The 20476-nt window shown below is 61.6% G+C and carries 23 protein-coding genes; 10 read left to right on the forward strand and 13 right to left on the reverse strand.

Features of this window, described 5'->3' with window-relative positions; all coding sequences use genetic code 11:
• Positions 1-3: 3 nt before the first annotated feature.
• Complete coding sequence (locus tag C934_RS0125920) at positions 4-528, forward strand: DUF1697 domain-containing protein (protein ID WP_018859467.1); 525 nt, start codon at positions 4-6, stop codon at positions 526-528.
• Between the two features lie 6 nt (positions 529-534).
• Here C934_RS0125920 and C934_RS0125925 read toward each other — a convergent pair whose 3' ends face one another.
• Positions 535-1158 (reverse strand): TetR/AcrR family transcriptional regulator, encoded by a 624-nt coding sequence (locus C934_RS0125925; RefSeq protein ID WP_026372089.1) that lies wholly within the window; start codon positions 1156-1158, stop codon positions 535-537.
• 200 nt (positions 1159-1358) lie between these two features.
• On the opposite strand from C934_RS0125925, the gene C934_RS0125930 reads away from it, so the two are divergent.
• Complete coding sequence (locus C934_RS0125930; RefSeq protein ID WP_018859469.1) at positions 1359-2315, forward strand: homocysteine S-methyltransferase family protein; 957 nt, start codon at positions 1359-1361, stop codon at positions 2313-2315.
• Between the two features lie 25 nt (positions 2316-2340).
• Here C934_RS0125930 and C934_RS0125935 read toward each other — a convergent pair whose 3' ends face one another.
• On the reverse strand, positions 2341-3792 hold the full coding sequence (locus C934_RS0125935) for a DHA2 family efflux MFS transporter permease subunit (RefSeq protein ID WP_018859470.1): 1452 nt from the start codon (positions 3790-3792) through the stop codon (positions 2341-2343).
• A gap of 247 nt (positions 3793-4039) precedes the next feature.
• Between C934_RS0125935 and C934_RS0125940 the strand changes: the two genes are divergently transcribed.
• The 3 genes from C934_RS0125940 to C934_RS35865 all read left to right on the forward strand — a co-directional run bounded on the left by C934_RS0125940 (position 4040) and on the right by C934_RS35865 (position 8363).
• Entirely contained in the window at positions 4040-5542 is a 1503-nt protein-coding gene (locus tag C934_RS0125940; protein WP_018859471.1) for a protein adenylyltransferase SelO, read from the forward strand.
• A 128-nt stretch (positions 5543-5670) separates the two neighbouring features.
• The gene (locus C934_RS0125945; RefSeq protein WP_018859472.1) at positions 5671-8010 is read left to right on the forward strand and encodes a glucose/quinate/shikimate family membrane-bound PQQ-dependent dehydrogenase; all 2340 of its coding nucleotides are present in this window, start codon (positions 5671-5673) and stop codon (positions 8008-8010) included.
• Positions 8011-8039: 29 nt separating this feature from the next.
• Positions 8040-8363 carry a hypothetical protein gene (locus tag C934_RS35865; RefSeq protein ID WP_245268011.1) on the forward strand — a complete coding sequence of 108 codons (324 nt, stop codon included), beginning with the start codon at positions 8040-8042 and terminating at the stop codon, positions 8361-8363.
• A gap of 198 nt (positions 8364-8561) precedes the next feature.
• On the opposite strand, the gene bla is transcribed toward C934_RS35865, so the two are convergent.
• The 3 genes from bla to dmeR form a co-directional block, all read right to left on the reverse strand.
• Entirely contained in the window at positions 8562-9452 is an 891-nt protein-coding gene (bla, locus tag C934_RS0125955) for a class A beta-lactamase (RefSeq protein ID WP_018859474.1), read from the reverse strand.
• 67 nt (positions 9453-9519) lie between these two features.
• Positions 9520-10497, reverse strand: a complete 978-nt coding sequence (gene dmeF, locus C934_RS0125960; RefSeq protein WP_018859475.1) for a CDF family Co(II)/Ni(II) efflux transporter DmeF — start codon at positions 10495-10497, stop codon at positions 9520-9522.
• 24 nt (positions 10498-10521) lie between these two features.
• Complete coding sequence (dmeR, locus tag C934_RS0125965) at positions 10522-10794, reverse strand: Ni(II)/Co(II)-sensing transcriptional repressor DmeR (protein WP_018116571.1); 273 nt, start codon at positions 10792-10794, stop codon at positions 10522-10524.
• A gap of 409 nt (positions 10795-11203) precedes the next feature.
• On the opposite strand from dmeR, the gene C934_RS0125975 reads away from it, so the two are divergent.
• Together C934_RS0125975 and C934_RS0125980 are read left to right on the forward strand one after the other, a co-directional pair.
• Entirely contained in the window at positions 11204-11698 is a 495-nt protein-coding gene (locus tag C934_RS0125975) for a GNAT family N-acetyltransferase (RefSeq protein ID WP_018116573.1), read from the forward strand.
• Between the two features lie 40 nt (positions 11699-11738).
• A complete protein-coding gene (locus tag C934_RS0125980) occupies positions 11739-12317 on the forward strand; it encodes a type 1 glutamine amidotransferase family protein (protein ID WP_018859477.1) in 579 nt (192 codons plus the stop codon).
• An 18-nt stretch (positions 12318-12335) separates the two neighbouring features.
• On the opposite strand, the gene C934_RS0125985 is transcribed toward C934_RS0125980, so the two are convergent.
• From C934_RS0125985 to C934_RS0126000, 4 genes are all read right to left on the reverse strand, one after another.
• Entirely contained in the window at positions 12336-13301 is a 966-nt protein-coding gene (locus C934_RS0125985; RefSeq protein ID WP_018859478.1) for a hypothetical protein, read from the reverse strand.
• Positions 13302-13429: 128 nt separating this feature from the next.
• A complete protein-coding gene (locus C934_RS0125990; protein ID WP_018859479.1) occupies positions 13430-14347 on the reverse strand; it encodes a c-type cytochrome in 918 nt (305 codons plus the stop codon).
• A gap of 97 nt (positions 14348-14444) precedes the next feature.
• On the reverse strand, positions 14445-14894 hold the full coding sequence (locus C934_RS0125995) for a c-type cytochrome (RefSeq protein ID WP_018116350.1): 450 nt from the start codon (positions 14892-14894) through the stop codon (positions 14445-14447).
• Between the two features lie 144 nt (positions 14895-15038).
• Positions 15039-15677, reverse strand: a complete 639-nt coding sequence (locus C934_RS0126000) for a LysE family translocator (RefSeq protein ID WP_018859480.1) — start codon at positions 15675-15677, stop codon at positions 15039-15041.
• A gap of 129 nt (positions 15678-15806) precedes the next feature.
• Here C934_RS0126000 and C934_RS0126005 point away from each other — a divergent pair, with 129 nt between their 5' ends.
• Positions 15807-16508, forward strand: coding sequence for a helix-turn-helix transcriptional regulator (locus C934_RS0126005; RefSeq protein WP_018859481.1), 702 nt, complete (start codon positions 15807-15809; stop codon positions 16506-16508).
• Between the two features lie 70 nt (positions 16509-16578).
• Here the strand turns inward: C934_RS0126005 and C934_RS0126010 are convergent, their stop codons facing one another.
• Positions 16579-16848 (reverse strand): hypothetical protein, encoded by a 270-nt coding sequence (locus tag C934_RS0126010; RefSeq protein WP_018859482.1) that lies wholly within the window; start codon positions 16846-16848, stop codon positions 16579-16581.
• Positions 16849-16879: 31 nt separating this feature from the next.
• Complete coding sequence (gene xth / locus C934_RS0126015; protein WP_018859483.1) at positions 16880-17674, reverse strand: exodeoxyribonuclease III; 795 nt, start codon at positions 17672-17674, stop codon at positions 16880-16882.
• Between the two features lie 193 nt (positions 17675-17867).
• Between xth and C934_RS0126020 the strand changes: the two genes are divergently transcribed.
• Both C934_RS0126020 and C934_RS0126025 read left to right on the forward strand, forming a co-directional pair.
• On the forward strand, positions 17868-18422 hold the full coding sequence (locus tag C934_RS0126020; RefSeq protein WP_018859484.1) for a hypothetical protein: 555 nt from the start codon (positions 17868-17870) through the stop codon (positions 18420-18422).
• 145 nt (positions 18423-18567) lie between these two features.
• Positions 18568-18804 carry a hypothetical protein gene (locus C934_RS0126025; protein WP_018859485.1) on the forward strand — a complete coding sequence of 79 codons (237 nt, stop codon included), beginning with the start codon at positions 18568-18570 and terminating at the stop codon, positions 18802-18804.
• 47 nt (positions 18805-18851) lie between these two features.
• Here C934_RS0126025 and C934_RS0126030 read toward each other — a convergent pair whose 3' ends face one another.
• Positions 18852-19703, reverse strand: coding sequence for a metallophosphoesterase (locus C934_RS0126030; RefSeq protein WP_018859486.1), 852 nt, complete (start codon positions 19701-19703; stop codon positions 18852-18854).
• A gap of 108 nt (positions 19704-19811) precedes the next feature.
• Positions 19812-20414, reverse strand: coding sequence for a superoxide dismutase (locus C934_RS0126035; protein ID WP_018116360.1), 603 nt, complete (start codon positions 20412-20414; stop codon positions 19812-19814).
• Positions 20415-20476: the final 62 nt, after the last annotated feature.

Genomic DNA, 20476 nt, shown 5'->3' on the forward strand with positions numbered 1-20476 from the left:
CCCGTGACGGTCTATGTGGCGCTCCTGAGGGCGATCAATGTCGGCGGCACGGGCAAGCTGCCCATGGCGGAGCTGAAGGCGGTCTGCGAAGAGCTCGGCTTCAGCGACGTGAAGACCTACATCCAGAGCGGCAACGTGCTGTTTCGCGCCGATGCAGCAGAGGTCGAGGTCGAGCAGAAGCTGGACGACGCGCTGGGAAAGCTGCTCGGCAGGAAGCCCGGCGTGATGCTGCGCAGCCGCAAGGAGTTGGAAGCGATTGCCGCCAACGCGCCCTTCCCCGATGCCAAGCCCAACTATCTCCTGGTAAGCTTCCTACCGGAAGCGGCGCCTGATGATGCGCTGGACAAGATGGTGGCCCCCGATGGCGAAGAGGCCGTTCTCGCCGGGCGCGAAATCTATGTCCACTTCCCTGTTGGCTCCGGCAAATCGAAGCTCAAGCTGCCGGCCTTGAAACCAGGAACGGCGCGCAATCTCAATACCGTGCGCAAGCTCGCCGAGATGGCGGCTGCCATGGAAGACGACCGCTAGGCCGGATCACTGGCGAACGATCTGCGGCTGAAACAGCAGCTTCACGAAGCTGCGCAGCACGAGAACCTGGTCGGCGAGCCCCTGCGGTTCCTTCAAGGCCTTCGACAGGACGATGCCGCCCTCGAGCACCGTCGAAACCATGTCGGCCAGTTGGTCGATCTCGATCGGTTCGCGCGGCGTGTAGACTACCATGATCTCCTCGAACATGCCGCGGAACCGCCGTCGCCAGGCGAGCACCGCCTGTTTGTTGGTTTCCTGGATGTCGCGGTCGAACAGGCGTTCATAGTAGCAGACCGTGGCCACGAGGCAGCCCGGATGGCCGTTCGGCAGGTCGGACAGCAGTTCGGCAAGCAGCTTTAGACCGAGCATGAAGGATTGCAGCGGATCTTCGGTCAGCTCGCGGGCGCGGGTGAATATCTCGTCGTAGATTCGTTCGTCGTTTTCGATGTACCGCTCGAGCAGCGCCTTGGCGAGCGCGTTCTTGTCCCGGAAGTGGTAGAAGAAGCCGCTCTTGGTGATGCCGGTCTCGGCGATCAGCTCTTCGATCGAGGTGCCGCCGAAGCCCTTCTGCAGGACGGCAGTTTCGGCCACATCCAGGATGCGGGTTCTGGTCTCCTCGCCCTTGCGCATCAAATTCCCTGTACCGCCGGTACGGTTTTTGCCCGCCAGCTCTGGTCTATATGGAGGCCTTTTGTCATCCGCCCCGCGGAAGCGGCTGAAATCAAAGGCAAACATCATGCGATGCCCAACTATACCGCAAGTCGTCTAGTTTCGCAGCCCGGAAGCGGAGAACTTGTTCGTGAGAATTGCTTGCACATAGAGGGATTGTCATGGCCAAGTACAGACACAGCCTGCCGCAACTCAAGGGCGGCGCATTCGTCACCGACGGCGGCATGGAAACGACCTTCATCTTTCATGACGGGCTGCAGCTGCCGCACTTCGCATCCTTCGTGATGATGGCTTCAGAAGAAGGCCGCGACCGGTTGCGCGCCTACTATCGCCGTTACCTCGACATCGCCCGCAAGCATGGCGCCGGCTTCATTCTCGACAGCCCGACATGGAGGGCGAGCCCCGATTGGGCGGAAAAGCTGGGTTACACGTCGGAGGCGCTGCATGACGCAAACGTTCAAAGCATTGCCCTGCTTGCGGGATTGCGCGAGCGGCACGAGGAGCCGGGGCGGCCGATCGTGCTCAGCGGCGCGATGGGGCCACGCGGCGATGGGTACAAGGCCGGCCGGATGAACGCGGCCGAAGCCGAGGATTATCACAGCGTCCAGATCGGCAGCTTTGCCGAGAGCGATGCGGACATGATCTCCGCCGTCACGCTGAACAACATCGACGAGGCAATCGGTATCGCCCGGGCGGCCTCGGCCCGGGATATGCCCTGCGTTATCTCCTTCACGGTCGAGACCGACGGCAAGCTGGTGACCGGGCGCAGCATGCAGGAGGTAATCGAGACGACGGATGCGGCGACGGGCGGTTCGGTGGCCTATTACATGATCAATTGCGCGCATCCGACGCATTTTGCCGAGGCGCTGGATCATCGCGCGGGATGGACAAAACGCATTCATGGGCTGCGGGCGAATGCCTCGCGCATGAGCCATGCCGAACTGGACGACAGCGAAACGCTGGATGCCGGCGATCCGGTCGATCTCGGGCAGCGGTACAGGGATCTGATGCAGAGAATGCCGCAAATCAGGATCGTCGGCGGCTGCTGCGGCACCGATCACCGGCATGTTGCCGCGATCTGCGAGGCTTGCCTGCCGGCGCTTCCGAGTGCCGCGTGACGGTCAGTTCTCTGCCGCGTCGCGGTCAGTGTTCTGCGGTGTGCGCAGCCTTGCCGGCGTTATGACCGCTGATGTCGGCGCCGGCGCTGCGCGAAAAGCGCAGGTTCCAGAAGGTCGCCGTGATCGAGATCGCGGTGACGAAAAGGAAGGCGGCGGAGAAATCGTGGAGCTCCGGCGTCTCGCTGCCGTTGACCGTCATCGACGTGTGGAGCGCCAGCGCGCCGACGCAGATGCCGAGCGACAGCATCAGCTGCTGGAACGTCGTGTAGAAGCTGGTGGCCGAGCTCATGCGATCGCGGTCGATCTCATCGTAGGCCACCGTGTTGTAGGCCGTGAACTGGAACGACATGAAGAAGCCGCACATGACGAGGATCGCGAAGATCAGCCCCAGCGGCCAGTCGGGCCGGAAGGCGGCGCAGAGGGCATAGCCGCAGGTGGCAATGATGCCGTTCGCGACCAGGCTGTTGCGGAAGCCGAAACGGCGCAGTACGCTGGGTGCGACGGCCTTCATCGCCATCGAGCCGAGGGCCGCTGCGGTGACGAGCTGGCCGGCCTTGGCCGCCGACAGTCCGAAACCGAGCTGGAAATAGAGCGGCAGCAGGAAGGGCTGCGCGCCCTGCGTGATACGGGTCAGCGAACCGGCAATGACCGACGTGCCGAAGCTCGACACCTTCATCAGCGAAAAATCCATGATCGGCGCCGGGTGGCGGCGGGCATGCTTGAGATAGGCTACGCCGAAGAGCAGACCGACCGCGATGAGGAACAGCGAGAACGCACCCTCGCCCGGACGGCTCGAGCTTTCAAAACCGAACAACAGCGAGCCGAGCGCAATACCGGAGAGAATGAAACCAACCGAATCGAACGGGCGCTTCGCCTCGCCCTTGAAGTCCTCGATGAAGATCGAGACCAGGGTGAAGCCGATGATGCCGATTGGCACGTTGATGTAGAAGATCCAGCGCCAGTCGAGATAGGTGACGATCAGGCCGCCAACCGGAGGGCCGAGGATCGGGCCGATCAGCGCCGGCACCAGCAGCCACGACATGGCGTTGACCATGTCCTTGCGGGAGACGCTGCGGAGCAGCACGAGGCGCCCGACCGGCAGCATCATCGCGCCGCCAAGGCCCTGCAGCAGTCGCGCCAGCACGAGACAGAGGAGATTGGGCGACAGCGCGCAGAAGATGGAGCCTGTCACGAAGACGGCGATCGCCGAGCGGAAAACGGTGCGCGAGCCGAAGCGATCGGCAATCAGGCCGCTTGCCGGAATGAAAATCGCCAGGCTGAGAAGGTAGGAAGTCAGCGCGATGCTCATCGACGGGGCGCTGACGCCGAAATCGCGTGCCATGGTCGGCAGCGCCGTCGCCAGAACGGTGGCGTCGAGCTGCTCCATAAACATGGCGCTCGCCACGATCATCGCTATCACGCGGAAATTGGGCTTGGCGCGCCCGACGGCAGCCGCCTGATAGATCTGATCCGACATCGTCAGGGATCACTCGCAATGGCGTGGCCGGCGCGGAAGCGATGGCCGCGGTATGGTATGGCGTGATGCCAAAAGGGGATTAGAGATCCTTGTATACGCCCGCAAATGTGGCGTCGTTATGCTTATATGGAAAGGCAGCCGTGCCATCCGGGAATGGCTGGCTACTGAAGCGCCGCACGACCAGCCGCAAGCTCGGAGCAAGGGCTCCCGGCTTGCGTCATGCGCGCCGGAGCCCTACCTAAAGCATATGACCCTTGCTCAGAATGCATCCCCTTCGCGGCCCTTCGCCTTCGACAACAGCTATGCGCGGTTGCCACAGCAATTCTTTACGCGCCAGGCGCCCTCGCAGGCCGCCGAGCCGTGGCTGATCAAGCTGAACGAACCGCTTGCGGAAGAACTCGGCCTCGATGTCGAGGCGCTGAAGCGCGACGGCGCGGCGATCTTTTCGGGCAACCTCGTGACTGAAGGCGCCGATCCGCTGGCGATGGCCTATGCAGGGCACCAGTTCGGCTCCTTCGTGCCATTGCTCGGCGACGGGCGGGCGATCCTGCTTGGCGAGGTGATCGACCGAAACGGCCAGCGCTGGGACATCCAGCTGAAGGGTGCGGGCCAGACCGCCTATTCCCGCCGCGGCGATGGCCGTGCCGCGCTCGGCCCGGTGCTTCGGGAATATATCGTCAGCGAAGCGATGCATGCGCTCGGCGTCCCGGCAACCCGCGCGCTGGCCGCCGTTTCGACCGGGCAGCCCGTTTATCGCGAGAACATTCTGCCAGGTGCAGTGTTTACCCGTGTTGCCGCAAGCCACATTCGCGTCGGCACGTTCCAGTTCTTCACCGCGCGGGGCGATACCGACGGCGTTCGGGCGCTGGCCGATTATGTGATCGACCGGCACTATCCGGAACTCAAGGACAGGGACAATCCCTACCTCGCGCTCTACGAGACCGTCTGCGAGCGGCAGGCGGCCTTGATCGCCAGGTGGCTGCATATCGGCTTCATCCACGGCGTCATGAATACCGACAACATGACCATTTCGGGCGAGACGATCGATTTCGGCCCCTGCGCCTTCATGGACGAATACCATCCCGGCACGGTCTTTTCCTCGATCGACCAGGGCGGCCGCTATGCCTATGCCAATCAACCCGGCATCGGCCAATGGAACCTGGCACGGCTTGGCGAAACCCTGTTGCCGCTCTTTGATGCGGATGCGGAAAAGGCCGTCGAGCTAGCCAACAGCGTGATCCAGCAATATGGCGAGCGCTTCCAGATCCACTGGCTGCGCGGCATGCGCGAGAAGATCGGCCTATCGACCGTCGAAGACGGCGATCTGGACCTTATTCAATCGCTGCTTGCCGCGATGCAGGCAAGCCAGGCCGACCTTACCCTCGCCTTCCGCCGCCTTTCCGACGCCGTCGGTCCAGGAGATGGCGAGGCACTGTTCCTCTCGGCTTTCCGGGAACCGGATGGGGCGCGCGAATGGCTTGCCCGCTGGCGCGACCGCCTGACCCGTGACGAGGGCCGGACCGAGGCCGAGCGCAGGGCGGCCATGCGCTCTGTCAATCCCGCCTTCATTCCGCGCAACCACCGCATCGAGCAGGCGATCAACGCCGCCGTCGAGGATGCCGACTTTTCGCTGTTCGAGGCGTTGCTTGCCGTTCTCGCCAAGCCGTATGACGACCAACCGGACTTTGCGGCCTACATGGAGCCGCCGAAGCCGGAAGAACGTGTGCTGCAGACCTTCTGCGGCACGTGATCGGATGCAAACCTATCCCCTCTGACACCTATGGTCGCAGTTGACGCCCATTGCGACCGCTCTATCTCGCTGATTAGAAGGCATTTTTCGCGCCTGACCGCACCCGGCCTCAGCGGGAGTTCCCCATAATGGTAGTAATCGTCATTACCTCCGTTCTTTTTATGCTCCTCGGCCTTGCCCTGGTCGGCGGCGGGCTTTGGCTCATCATCCTTGGCGGCAGCTTCTTTTACCTCTTCGCCGGTGCGATGTTTCTCATCACCGCCGTCCTGCTTCTGCTGCGTCGTGCAGCCGCCCTGTGGGTCCACGCGGCTCTGATCATCGTTGCGCTTGTCTGGGCGATCTGGGAGGTCGGTTTCGATTGGTGGCAACTCGGTCCGCGCGGCGGTCTGATCATCCTGCTCGGACTGTGGCTGCTGACGCCCTGGATCCGTCGGCCCCTCGGCTTCCAGAGTCCGACCGGGACGTCCTACGGGGCCAGCCACTGGCCGCTTACCATTCCGGTGCTGATCGCCATCGCCGTTGCGAGCTTCTCGATGACGACGGACCGGCATGACCTGCACGGCAACCTGCCGACCGAGGCTTCCGGCACGACGACATTCGGCGGCACCGTTCAGGACGGCGAATGGCACCAGTATGGCCGCACCCCATTCGGCCAGCGCTACTCGCCGCTCGACCAGATCAATGTTAGCAACGTCAAGGATCTCAAGGAGGTCTGGCGTTATCAGACCGGTGACGTGAAGCGACCCGATGATGTCGGCGAAACGACCTACCAGGTGACACCTCTCAAAGTGGGCGACACGCTCTACCTCTGCACGCCGCATAACTGGGCGATCGCGCTCGACGCGACGACCGGCAAGGAAAAATGGAAATACGACGCCAATTCCGGCATGAACCCTGACAGGCAGCACCAGACCTGCCGCGGCGTCACCTATTACCACGATACGGCGACGGCCGCCGGCCAGCCCTGCGTCGATCGGGTCTACCTGCCGACCTCGGATGCGCGGCTGATCGCTCTCGATGCGCTCGACGGAAAGGTCTGCACGAGCTTTGCGGATCAGGGTGTGCTGCATCTTGAGCAGGGCATGAAGTACAATCCGGCCGGCTACTACTATTCGACCTCGCCGCCGGTCGCGGTCGCCGGCAAGCTAATCATCGGCGGGGCCGTCAACGACAACTATTCGACGCACGAGCAGTCCGGCGTCATCCGCGCATTCGACATCAATTCAGGTGCTCTGATCTGGAACTGGGACTCCGGCAATCCCGATGTGACAACCCCCCTGCCCCAAGGCCGGACCTATACGACCAACTCTCCGAACAGCTGGTCGGTCTTCAGCGTCGATGACGGGCTCGGCATGGTCTACATCCCGCTCGGCAACCAGGTGCCGGACCAGCTCGGTATGAACAGAAGCGAGAACGTCGAGAAATTCTCTTCCTCGATCGTCGCGCTCGACATCAACACCGGGCAGCTGAAATGGGTTCAACAGTTCGTCCATCACGATCTCTGGGACATGGACGTGCCGGCCCAGCCGGTGCTCTTCGACATGAAGAAGCCCGAGGGGACCGTCGTGCCGGCGCTGGTAGGCCCGACCAAGCAGGGCGACATCTACGTGCTTGACCGTCGTACCGGTGAGCCGATCATTCCCTTCAAGGAAATCCCCGCGCCATCAGGTGCCATCCCTGAGGATCATACGTCGCCGATGCAGCCGATCTCCGACCTCACCTTCTCGCCGCCGCCGCTGCAGGAGAACGACATGTGGGGGGTGACTCTGCTCGACCAGCTCGCCTGCCGCATCGATTTCCACCGATACAAATATGAAGGGCGATATACGCCGCCTTCGCTCGTGGGCTCGATCATCTACCCCGGCAATTTCGGCACCTTCAATTGGGGCAGCGTTGCTGTCGACCCGGAGCGGCAGATCATGTTCGGCATGCCGACCTATCTTGCCTTCACCTCGCGGCTGGTTCCCGCCTCCGACATCCCGCCGAAGGGGCAGGATGAGAAAGGGAGCGAACAGGGCCTCAACCGCAACGACGGCGCACCCTACGGGGTATTCATGGGACCGTTCCTCGGACCGCTCAAGGTCCCCTGCCAGGCGCCGCCATGGGGCTACGTCGCCGGCGTCGATCTTCTCACCGGCAAGATCGCCTACAAGCTGAAGAACGGCACCGTGCACGACATGACGCCGCTGCCGCTGCCGTTCAAGGTCGGCGTACCCGGCATCGGTGGCCCGATGCTAACCAAGGGCGGGGTCGCCTTCCTCGGGGCTGCCGTCGACAACTACCTGCGAGCCTACGATGTCACCAACGGCCAACAACTATGGCAGGCCCGTCTGCCGGCCGGCGGCCAGGCGACGCCGATGACCTATACGACCAGCGACAACAACCAGTTCGTCGTCATCGTCGCCGGCGGACATGGCTCGGTCGGCACCAAGGCCGGTGACTATGTGATCGGCTACGCCCTGCCCTGACGCCTCGAGACCCATTGGATGGCCGCCACTTGTCCCGGCCATCCAAGCCCGCCGACACAAGCTCCGGGCAGGACTGCCGCGCCATTCTCCGCGCATTGCTGAGGGAAGCTGACGATCAGCTGGACTATCTTCGCGGTCTGAGAATTCGACTGCTCGGCGACCGCGTGTTGCAGCGGTACGCGTGGAACATCGCCAGCAAACTCGAATGGACGAATACCTATTGTGCCGAATACATCGCCGTCGCGCAGCTCCAGGCGGACGCATTGGTTACTCTGGACCCTGATCTTGCCCCGGCGGCGCAGTCCTTCGTCCGCGTTGCCTCGGTGGAGGATCTGCTCGCAACGATCGCGTGAGTATGGCGATAGGCGACAACAGGGCGGCTGCTTTCGGCGCAAAGCGGTCATGTTGAGTTGCCAAAGGACCAGTGGCGCCACATTTCACGAAACCTGCCTGGCACAACGCTTCAGTTCGGCGATGAAGCCTTCACAAACTGACTCAGATCGATGCGACGGAGATTCACGTTTCCGTAGCATCTCTTTGAGAGGAAAGCGCTATCCGACCATATCGGCCACGATCTTTCCGACCTCGGCGAAGACAGGGTTGATCTCGGAGACCGGCGCCTTGGCCTGCGTCAGGTAAGCCGCGACCAGGATCGCACCGTGACCGGGCGGCCAGACGACGGCGATATCGGCAGCGCTGCCGTTGTTTCCGGTGCCCGTCTTGTCGCCGATCTTCCACGTGTCCGGCAGGCCGGCGCGCAGCCGCGCGCCGCCTGTCGTGTTCGCCACCATCCACGCCACCAGCTTGTCACGCGACGGTTCCGACAGGGCCGAGCCCAGCGTCAGGTTACCGAGTGTGTCGACCATCGCGTCCGGAGTGGTCGTATCCTGCGGGTCGCCGTCCTTGGCTTCGTTGAGCGCCGTTTCCCAGCGGTCGAGCCGCGTCGATCGATCGCCGAGCGTGCGCAGCCATTTGGTCAACTCGGCCGGTCCGCCGAAGCTCTCCAGTAGCAGGTTGCCTGCCGTGTTATCGCTCAGTGTGATCGCCGCCTCGCAGAGTTCGCCGATGCTCATGCCCTCGCCGCCGACGTGCTTTTCCGTTTCCGGCGAATAGGTGACGAGCTTGTCCTGCTCGTAGACGACGCGCCGCTCGAGATTTTCCTGTCCCTTGTCGACACGCGCCAGCACCAACCCCGCAGCCAGGACCTTGAAGGTGCTGCAGAGGGGGAAGCGCTCGGTCTCGCGGTAACCGAAGGAGATGTTGGTCTCCGTGTCGATCGCCGACACGCCGATGCGACCGCCGATCGCCTTTTCGAGCGCGTCCATCCGCCGGTTGATTTCATCGTCGCTGTTTTCCGACCACGCAACGCGCGGCAGGAGCAAGGCAGGTGAAAGCAATGCCGAACCGAGAAGGGTCCGGCGACGGATCGAAAAGCCACGCATGAAAATTCCTCTGCCTCAAATCAACGAACACTTGGCTAGAGACTGATTGTGGCCCCGATGAGTCGCGTCAAGCGGCTGCGGACTGCGTGACCTCGACGGTGACATGCGAGAGGCCGGCAACGGGTCCGAGCTTTGCCTTGTAGAAGGCAGGACTTTCCGCCTGTGGGGTCACCAGAGCGACGATCGCGGCGTGGTGGCCGGGACCGACCTGCCAGACATGGAGATCGGTGATCCGCTCGCCGCCCGTTTCCAGCGCCGAACGGATCTCGTCCTGTAGATCTGCCTCCTGCGGCACGACATCGAGCAGCACGCGGCCGGACGACCGCATCAGGCCCCACGACCACTGGGCGATGATAAGGCCCCCGACGATGCCCATCAGCGGATCAAGCCAGAGCCAACCGTAGAGGCTGCCGAACAGCAGTGCGGCGATGGCAAGTACCGAGGTCAGCGCATCCGCGATGACATGGACGTAGGCGGCGCGCATGTTGTTGTCCGAGGCATGTGCGGAATGTGCATGGTCGCCATGGTGGGCATGATCGCCGTGATGGTGATGCTCGTGATGGTGGGAATGGCCATGGCTGTGGCCATGATGGTCGTCCTTCAGGAGCCAGGCGCTCGCCAGATTGACCAGCAGACCGACGACAGCGACGCCGATCGCCTGGGCGAAACTGATCTGCACGGGATGGGTGATGCGCAGGAAGCTCTCCCAGGCCATCAGGAGCGCAATCAGCATCAAAATGATGGCGCTGGCAAAGCCCGCGAGATCGCCGAGCTTGCCGGTGCCGAAGGTGAAGCGCGGATTGTGCGCCTGACGGCGGGCATAGAGATAGGCAACCGCCGAGATCAGCAGCGCACTCGCGTGGGTCGACATGTGCCAGCCATCGGCGACCAGCGCCATGGAGCCGTAGTAGGTTCCGGCGCCGATCTCGACCACCATCATGACGGCGGTGAGCGCAATGACGAACCAAACGCGCCGGGCGTTGCGGTCGTGGTCGGCACCCAGGAAAACGTGGTCGTGCTCAAGTGTTTGGGTCTGTGCGGCCATCGCACGCTCCTCATGTCGGTTGTCTCAGCGAATGTAGGTTCGCAGAACTTCGGATATTTCCTCGACGGCCTCCATCCGGGCCTTCTCATCGGCGGCATGCAGGACATGCTCGTGAAGGTGGTCGTCCAGCACTTCACCGGTCAGGCCGTTCAGGGCGCCGCGGATCGAGGCAAGCAGCTGCAAGATCTCCCCGCAGGGTCGCTCCGCCTCCAGCGCGCGCTCGACGGCTTCCAGTTGGCCTTTCAGACGGCTGACGCGAGCCAGCAGCTTCTTCTTCTGGTGCGTGGTGTGGGACATAAGCTTATCCATTTAGCATAGGGGGGTACCCTATATACAAATATCCCTGAGATGAAAAGCGACATCAACGGCCTCGCGATTTCGGCGCCAAGAGCGATCAGCGGCGGCGTACAGATCGGCATGACACTTGCCGATCTGGCTCTCGATGTCGGTGACTGAGCGATCGGACGGCTGCGTCAGGCGACGCTGTTCGCTTCCAAGCGCGAGCTCACAAAACCCATTGACAAACACCGCGTTCTGGATGATCTATCAACACATGATCAAGAACGCGCACATCACCAGCTCGTATTTTTGGCTGTACCTGTAAGGGGCGGCCGGACAGATCATATTGTCAACAAGCCGCCGTCAGGCGGCTTTGTTGTATCGGCAGCGTCCTGACGGCAGAACACCACACAAGGACGCGAAGACCATGCTTGAAATCGAAGACACCGAAATCTCATTGATCCGCCCGCCGGTGATCAATATCCGCGCCGCCAAGCCGCGTGACCTGCCCGAACTCAACGAAATGATCGGCCTGCTCGCCAAGCACCACGGCGATCCGGCCGCCTCGAGCCCGGAGCAGCTCGAGCGTGACCTGTTCGGTCCGGTGCCATGGATCAGCGCCCTGGTTGCCGAAAGCGATGAAGGCCTGATCGGCTACGCCATTCTTGTGCCGCTCTACAGGGCGCAGGACGGTGCTCGCGGCATGGATCTGCATCATCTCTTCGTGCGGGACGGCCATCGCGGCCATGGCGTCGGTCAGCATCTCGTCAACCGCGCCCGCGACACGGCCCGCAGTGCAGGCTGCGGCTACCTCTCAGTCAGCGCCGCCACCGGCAATGTACAGGCCCATCGCTTCTACGAGAATATGGACTTCGTGCCTCGCCCGGTCACCGGCATGCGCTATATGCAAGCTTTGGCATGAGCGGCATTGACCGCCCCGGACAGCCTGCAAGGAGAAACGGATGACCCGACTTGCAATCGTCCTCACCGATGGATTCGCCGACTGGGAGGTCGCCCAACTGACGGCCTCCGCGCGCTCCTATTTCGGCTTCGACGTGGTGATCGCAACGCCCGACGGCGCTGAGGTGCGCTCGATGGGCGGCATGCGCGTTGCGTCCGACACCGTCGCGGAAAACCTGCATGCCAATGCCTTCGACGGGCTGGTGCTGTGTGGGGGCACGATCTGGGAAACGGAAAAGGCACCCGATCTGAAGCCTGTGATCGACGACTTCACTACGCATGGCAAGCTCGTGGCGGGAATCTGCGGCGCGACTCTGGCGCTTGCGCGCGCCGGAGCATTGAATGCGACCGACCATACCAGCAACGCCGCCGACTTCATCGCCAGCGCGCCGGGCTATGCCGGCCAGGCGCACTACAAGGACAGCCCGCAGGCAGTGCGCGCCGGAAAGCTGGTGACGGCGCCGGGATCGGCACCGATGACCTTTGCTGCTGAAATCTACCGCGCCCTCGGCCACGCAGGCGACGACCTCGACCAATATGTCCTGATGTTCGGCGCCGAGCACCAGCCGAAGGCGGCCTAGGCCGACGCGCCGCTTGTCTTATCGAAGGACCGGCTCACCGTGGAAGCGGCGGCGTGAGGGCTTGGAAACACCGAAGCCCACCTCCATCATCAGACGCGGCTTCGTCTTGGCAACCGTGCCCATATGAAAACCGAAGGGATCCTCGGCGAAGCCGAAGCCGGCCGCGCCGGTCAGCGTCATCACGCTCTCCTTGCCGTAGAATTCGAGGATCTCGTGCGCGGGGTGGCCGACCAGAAGGGTCAACTGGTGCTTGAGGCGCCGCTTGTTGTGGCTGCCCCTGACATAGACATGCGGACCGGTGCCCTCGTCGACATCGACGAGATAGAAAAAGAACTTCAGCATCCGCCAGTCATCGAGATCGAAGTGATACTTGTCGAGCGATGCCAGGCTGCGGTCGGCTTCGCTTGCTCTCGTCGGAAAACTCCACCAGGTGCGGGTGGTGATCAGCCGGGCCTGCGCACCGAGATAGCAGCGCGCAATCTCCGACAGAACCGGATCGCGCTGGACAGCACGAACGGCTGGGCAATCAAGCGCTCGCTCGAAATGGTGGCCGCTCAGGATCGGCCGCCCCCATTGCTGCTCCACGGCTCGGCGATCGGACGCCAGGAACTCGATCTTGCGATCGAAATTTCCAAAGCATGGGGTCGCGCCTGCAAAGCTGGCGATTTCACGGGTGATCGCCTCGGGTAGGCTCAGGTTCGGAAATATCCCGTCGCGCCGCAGCGCCGCGACGGCATCTGCATGATTCACGCCCTTGAAGAGCGTCGGCAGATTCTCGATCGCACCATTGCTGCGCCGCGCGGTCAGCCAATGCACCTTGCGCGCCGGGACGGTGCGCGCCAGCAGGAACATCGGCAGCCAGGCAGGATTTTCGCGGATGTCGGCCATGTAGGTCGGCAACCGGGCGACCATGCGCCGCAATTTGCCGCCCTTGCGGGCAACAGTTTCGAGATCATCCGCAGAGTTGACCGACGTAACATGCATGCGGCTGTCCTTTCGGAAGACGTTCTTGGGCGTCGTTCGGAAAGCGAACCGGGGTTCGCCACAGGGCATTCCAGTGCGTGGAGCCGAGTGGAGTGCTGCAATGCGGCATTTTTGAGATATCGCTAATATTAATGGCTCGGAACCGCCTTCAGGTAAGCTGCGATCGCCTCGAGCTCCGGCTTCGGCAGACGAGCGAGGTTGCGCTGCACCTCCGCCATCGAGCCGCCTGCCGTATCGAAGTCGGGCGTGAAGCCGGTTTCCAGATAGTTGGCGATATCGTCCTGGCTCCATGCGCCGACGGTCTTCGAGCCTGGCGTAATGTTAGGGATGCGGCCCCGGCCTTCCGGATTCGGTGCTCCCGACAGCCAGGTGTTTGCCACGAAGCCGCCAAGCCGATCGCGCGGCGTGTGGCATTCGCCGCAGTGGCCGGCGCCTTCGACCAGATACTGGCCGCGCTTGACCTTGTCGTCGACATTGGCCGCGAGCACGACGCGCGGCTCGTCGTTGAAATAGAGGAACTTCCAGCCGCCCAATGCCAGCCGGATGTTATAAGGGAAAGGCAAGTCGTGCGGCGGGGCGACGTTCCCGCTATTCGGCAGCGTCTTCAGATAGCCGAAGAGATCGTTGATGTCCTTGTCGCTGATCCGGGCATAGGAATTGTAGGGAAAGGCCGGATAGAGATGCTGTCCGTTCGGCGAGACGCCACGCTTCATCGCATTGCCGAACTGCGCCAGCGTCCATGTCCCGATACCCGCCTTCTCATCGGGCGAGATGTTGGGCACGTGGAATGTGCCAAAGGGGCTCTTCAACGCCAGGCCGCCCGACAAGGTGAGCTTGGCATCGCCCTCTGATCCCGGCGCGGCGTGGCAACTGACGCAGCCACCCGTCCAGAAGACCATCTCGCCGTTCTTCAGGTCGGGATCGCCGAGGTTGGCCCAGTGGCTTTCGGGGAGCGCGTTGGGCGCGGTGATGAAATAGAAGACCGCCCCGCCAATGACGAATACACCGACGAGACAGAGCAAATACCGGACGAACCTGCGGATCATTCACCGCTCCTGTTGCCAACCGCTTTGCGGAAAACATAAAACGATCCGCACCGGCGGCAAGGCTGGCACGGATCGTTCGAGCAAAATGCCTGGATCGCTATTCGGTCTTTATGCGGAATTTCTCATGACAGCCGCCGCAGTTGCCGCCAAGCGTCTTCAGAGCGCCGCCGACTCCGGCTGCGTCGGTCGGAAGCTGGGCGAGAACCTTGTCTGCATCCGCTGAAAGCTTCGCCGCACGAGCCTTGAAATCCTCGTGATCTTCCCAGATCTTCGGACTTGCTGCCTTATCCCCGGTTTCGGTGCCTGGCTTGAATTGATCCGGGAAAACCTTTGCCGTTTCCGAGATCGTCATCAGGGCAGCCTTCACCGCTTCCGCATCATAAGGCTTCTCGCCCTTGGCGATCGCTGTCATTGCCCCTGCCGCGCCCCCGACCTTCTTCATCAGCGCAGAACGTGCTTCGTGCGTGCCGTCCTCCGCTGCAATCGCAACGCCTATCACCCCCAGACCGGCGATGAGCACTGCCGCGGTTATAGCTTTCAGTCTCATGTCTGCACTCCTGTTTGATTACCAAAGGTCCTCAAAGCCCCGGCTTCGCTGGACGGGCGGCATCATTGCAAATTTTTCAGACCAAAAAAGTAACAAGTGGGTGAGACATCAGGAAAGATGGACCGTCAGGTGGCGGCGCCCTCCTCATACGGACACGCGCCAGCCATGCCATGCCGTCAGTATTGAGACGGCGATCAGAAGGGCGCCTGCGACCCGTCCGACGAGGATCGTCGCCTTGGGATTGGACACCAGCAAAGTGCGGCTTCGCGCCGCTGTCAGCGCTAGAGTGCCATAGACAGCCGCTTGGGTCGCCATCGTCATAAAGCCCATGACCAGGCCCTGCGCCCAGATCGGTCCATAGATCGGCTTCAGGAATTGCGGGTAGACGGCGATCATGAAGAGATAGGCCTTGGGATTCATCAGGCAGGTCGCCGCGCCCTGGCGGAATGCCCGCCAGCCCGAGCCCAGACCGCCCGCCCCGACGGTCTCCACGGTGATCGAACTGCGAATCAGCGTGAAGCCGATCCAGGCCATGTAAGCGGCGCCGGCAAAGAGCAGCGGGTTGAACAGGGTCGGCAGGAGGACGGCGAGCACACCGACACCGATAGCGCCATAGAGCGAATGCACCGCCCCGCCCGCCACGATGCCGGCGGTCGCAGCAATGCCCGTGCGCCTGCCGCCGCTCAGGGAGTTGGCCAGCACGAACAGCATGTCCATCCCCGGGACAATGATGATGCCGAAGAGAAGGGTGAAGTAGAGCCAGAGATTTTCGCTGTAAGTCATGTCAGTTACCCGCTATCCAATTCAAGGTCGATTTCCAAGACCGTGTTGATTTTCAATTCGATAGGGAAAGCTATACGACTGCCCAACTGACAGTGTATTGTCAGGAGCCTGGACCAACGGAGGCGAAAAATGCGCAAGGCCTCACGGCTTTTCGAGATCATCCAGATCCTGCGATTGGCGACCAGACCGATGACGGCCGCGGCCATGGCGGAGACGCTTGAGGTGACCGTGCGCTCGATCTATCGCGACATCGCCGCCTTGCAGGCGATGCGGGTTCCGATCGAGGGCGGCCGGGGCATCGGCTACATCATGCGGCCGGGCTTCGACCTGCCGCCGCTGATGTTCTCGGTCGAGGAAATGGAGGCCATCGTCTTGTCGCTGGCTTTGCTCGATCGAACCGGCGACGAGGAACTCAAGCAGGCGGCCAAGGGCGTCAACCAGAAGATAACAGGCGCCGTACCTGCGCCGCTGCGCCAGGCGATGGAACGAAAAGCGCTCTACGCCTGGGGATCGGTTGCCCAATCTCCTGTCGGGCTCGATCTTGGTCTGGTTCGTCGCGCCATCCGCGACGAACAGAAACTGCAACTTTACTACCGCGACGAACTCGGCCGCACGACGGAGCGCAGGATCCAGCCGATCGCCCTCATCTATTACTCGCAGACCGCCAACATTGTCGCCTGGTGTGAGCTGCGTCAGGCAATCCGCAATTTTCGCAGCGATCGTGTGGAGCATTGCGAAGCGGCAGACGCCTATTTCCGAGGCGAAGGCGACCGGTTGCGGCAGCTCTGGACGAGCGAGTGGATGAACACGCCAGCCACTGCAACCACCTGAGTGGATGAAAGGTGCACGCCAGTGCTCTCCGCTTCCGCCCGAGTTTCACCGTCGGTGAAGTTGGCGCGAATCAGGTTTTGAACTCTTCGTCCAGGACCGGTGCGTCGGGCTTCTGCCGATCCAAACTCTCACGATAGCGGACGCAACCTCGGAGGAACTTCGGCCAGGGAGGCACCGCGATGTCGGAATTGAGCTTTTCCGGCAGCATTTCCCAGAGCTGAGGATGATGCCAACAGAGGTCGTGACCTGTGGCGTCGCGGTGTTTTCTGATCGCGTCGCGGAGGCGCTTCGCCTCCGTGATCAATTCGTTCCGCGACATCGTATCGAGGTCGGCATCCATCTTGCGTTCCTTCCAGTTTCATCGCTCGTGTTCACGCGTCGTCTTCGCGCTTGGGAACCTCAAGCTCGATCATCACTGGCGCATGGTCGCTCGTATGTTCCCAGCTCCTGGGCTTCCTGCGCACGCTCGCAGACTTGAGCCATGGGGCGATCATCGGGCTGAGCAGGAAATGGTCGATCCGGAGACCAGCGTCGCGTTCGAAGGAGTTTCGCCAGTACTTCCAGAAGGTATAGATGCGCTCGTTCGGATGCAGGTGCCTTACGGCGTCGGTCCAGCCTTGTGCGACCAGATCGGCATAGGCCTTGCGAACCTCCGGCCGGAACAAGGCGTCATCCAGCCAGCGCTCCGGCTTGTAGACGTCGATTTCCGTCGGCATGACGTTGAAGTCACCAGCCAAAACGGCCGGAATTTCGAGGTCGCGCAATTCGGCTGCATATTCGTGCAGCCGTCGGAACCAACGGAGCTTGTAATCGAACTTCGGGCCAGGGGCCGGATTTCCATTCGGAAGATAGAGGCACCCGACAAGGATGCCGTCGATGGCTGCCTCAATGTAGCGGCTGTGCGTGTCATCAGGATCGCTCCGAAGACCGCGCCGCGTCAGTATCGGCGTCGAGCCCCTGGATAGGACCGCGACGCCGTTCCAGCTCTTTTGTCCGTGCCAGATTGCGCCGTAGCCGGCCCGCTCGAGCGCACCGCGTGGAAACCGGGCGTCTTCCGTCTTCAGTTCCTGCAGGCATACGACGTCGGGCTTGTCCTCCTTCAGCCAGCGAAGAAGGATCTCGAGGCGTCCGTTCACGCCGTTGACGTTGTAGGTCGCAATCTTCAATGGCCGAGGCACGTTTCGATGGGTTTCGATCGAAGGGAAATGGAAAGCCAGACGCTAAAGTCCAGCCTCCAAAAAGTCCGCTTCGGATTGAATGGGCGACGGGATTGTTATCACGACCACGACCGCGCCTCCGTCGCCCACCGTAACAGCAAAATAGGATAGGGTGATGCGGGTCTATTGCGGAGGTTACGCCATGCCAAGTCCGTTCGAAGCCGTCAGTGCGTACTTCCATGCGAAAGACGGGAACCGGCCGTTCCTGATGCGCCACGCCTTCGCCGAGGATATTGCGCTGGAGATGGTGGTCAAGACCGACGCCATCTCCTTTCCAAGTTCAGCCAAGGGCCTGCCTGAGATCGAACAGATTCTCTGCCGGCGTTTCGCGAACGACTTCGAAAATGTCTATACTTTCTGCCTGGCTCGCCCCACAGACGCCAATCGACGCCATTTTCCATGCCATTGGCTCGTCGGCATGTCGGCGAAGAATAACGGAGACATCCGAATTGGCTGCGGCCGCTACGATTGGTACTTTTCCGACATCCAAGGTCTTGTCCAAAGGCTAGTCATTAGCATCGATCGGATGGAGATCATTTCGGCGGATCATTTGGGAGCGGTCATGGATTGGATCACATCGCTCCCCTATCCGTGGTGCCAACCGGAGGACATCGTCCAAAGCATGCCTAGCGTCGTCGAACTGGCGCCAATCGCACATTATCTGCGAGAGATCAGATCAATTCCCCCGGACTTCTGAGGCCAGCGCGTTTGGTGGAGGCCCGCTATGTCTTAATTAATAGCCATGCTGCGTCGCAGGCAGTATTATCCATGATCGGTCGGCATCTGTTGGCAACGGCCGCTTGGGAGTTTCGTGCTTCTGCCTGAGCGGAGCATCGAATGAAATGACAGACCTATCAAACGTGATCTCCTTTACAGATGACATCAATGTCGTGTTCGAGGCTCTTTCGGAGTGGTGCTACCTGCACAAGAAAGACCCGAATAGCCTCGAAGGCTGCCGAGCAGCCTCAACGCTCTTCGATCTTTTCCAAGATGGCTGCGACACAAAGGACGGCCTTTTGGGCGCGATGGATCGAAGCGAGATAGCACAGCAGGTGCAGCAAGCCCTACCGATGGGTTGAAGGCGGCACCCTTTGCCGGCCCTATCCAGGCAACGATTGGCGGCAGCCTAGCGGAGCTTCAGCGTCCGGCTGTCCTCACGGCCGAAACCGTGAACTTCGATGCGATCGGCCCAGATTTCCACGATAGCCAAGGTATTCTCGGTCTCGGTATCGACCATTCCCTTGAAATTGAGGAAATGGCATCCCTCGAGCGTGCCGAAATTGCCGGCGTGGTTGTGGCCGCTGAAATAGGCCGCGACATGTTCGTGCGCCGTCAGAAGAGTGATGATGCGCTCGCGGTCCCAGCTGTCGTGCGCGTTCGGCGGATAGACGGGGTAATGGTTCATGACGATAACCCGCTCGCCTGCAGCACGGGCTTTGTTAATCTGGTCGGAAAGCCAGGCGACCTGCTCGTCGCTCGGCATGGCGTTCCACTCCTGCGCGTTGATGGCGCCGGCTGCCCTAAGCTCGGCGAGCCGACGGGCGGCTATGTCCCGATAGGGATGCCCTTCCGGCGGCGCAAAGGTGCTGACCTCGTTGCCATCGAGAACGATGAACCGCCACCCCTGCCTGGCGAAGCTGTAGTAAGTCGATGCCAGACCGACGCGGGCGGCGACATCGGCCAACCGATCGGCTGCGACGGAAAAATCATGATTGCCGAGCAGGAAGAAATTTTCGTGTCTCAGGCGGTCGTAGACGGGGAGGATGTCGTCGAAGCTCTCGAAGTCCCGATCGATGATGTCGCCGAGCGTGATGACGAAGCTCAGTTCCTCGCCATTGAAAACCTCGACCACCGCGGAGAGCTTGGCAAGGCTTCTGGCATAGTGGCGGTTCATTCCGACATGCGGCTCCCTCGCCGCATATTGCGGATCTGCGACGACGCCGAAACGGAGAATGGGAAGATCGGAAAAGGATGTCATGTCAGCGCTTTAGGCGCGCGGCATGACAAGCTTGTGACAGTCATCGAAAACAAAAACACCCGGCGTTTCGAGGCGCCGGGTGCTGACATCTTTTTTTGTGCGAGCCGATTACTTCGCTGCGGCTTCGTAGCGCTCCAGGACGTAGTCCCAGTTGATCAGGCTATCGACGAAAGCTTCCAGGTACTTCGGACGCGCGTTGCGGTAGTCGATGTAATAGGAGTGTTCCCATACGTCGACGCCGAGGATCGGGGTCGCGCCGTGAACGAGCGGGTTTTCGCCGTTCGGGGTCTTGGAGATTTCGAGCTTGCCATTCTTGACGGAAACCCATGCCCAGCCCGAGCCGAACTGGGTCGTGCCGGCAGCGATGAAATCAGCCTTGAACTTGTCGTAGCCGCCGAGGTCGGAATTGATGGCAGCTTCGAGCTTGCTCGGCAGCTTGTTGCCGCCGCCGCCCTTCTTCATCCACTTCCAGAAGTGGACGTGGTTATAGTGCTGGGCAGCATTGTTGAAGAGGCCGGCATTGGTACCGAACGACTTCTTCACGACGTCTTCGAGGGAGAGATCGGAAAGGCCTGCCTCTGCCGCGAGCTTGTTGCCGTTGTCGACGTAAGCCTTGTGGTGCTTGTCGTGATGGAATTCCAGGGTCTCCTTCGACATGAAGGGCTGAAGCGCTTCGTAGTCATAGGGAAGTTCGGGCAATTCGAAAGCCATTGTGGGTCTCCTCTTGGCAATAGTTTGCGTAATCGGCAGGTGAGGCGGAACATAGGAGCGCA

Source organism: Rhizobium sp. 42MFCr.1, from assembly GCF_000377185.1.
Lineage (GTDB): Bacteria > Pseudomonadota > Alphaproteobacteria > Rhizobiales > Rhizobiaceae > Rhizobium > Rhizobium altiplani.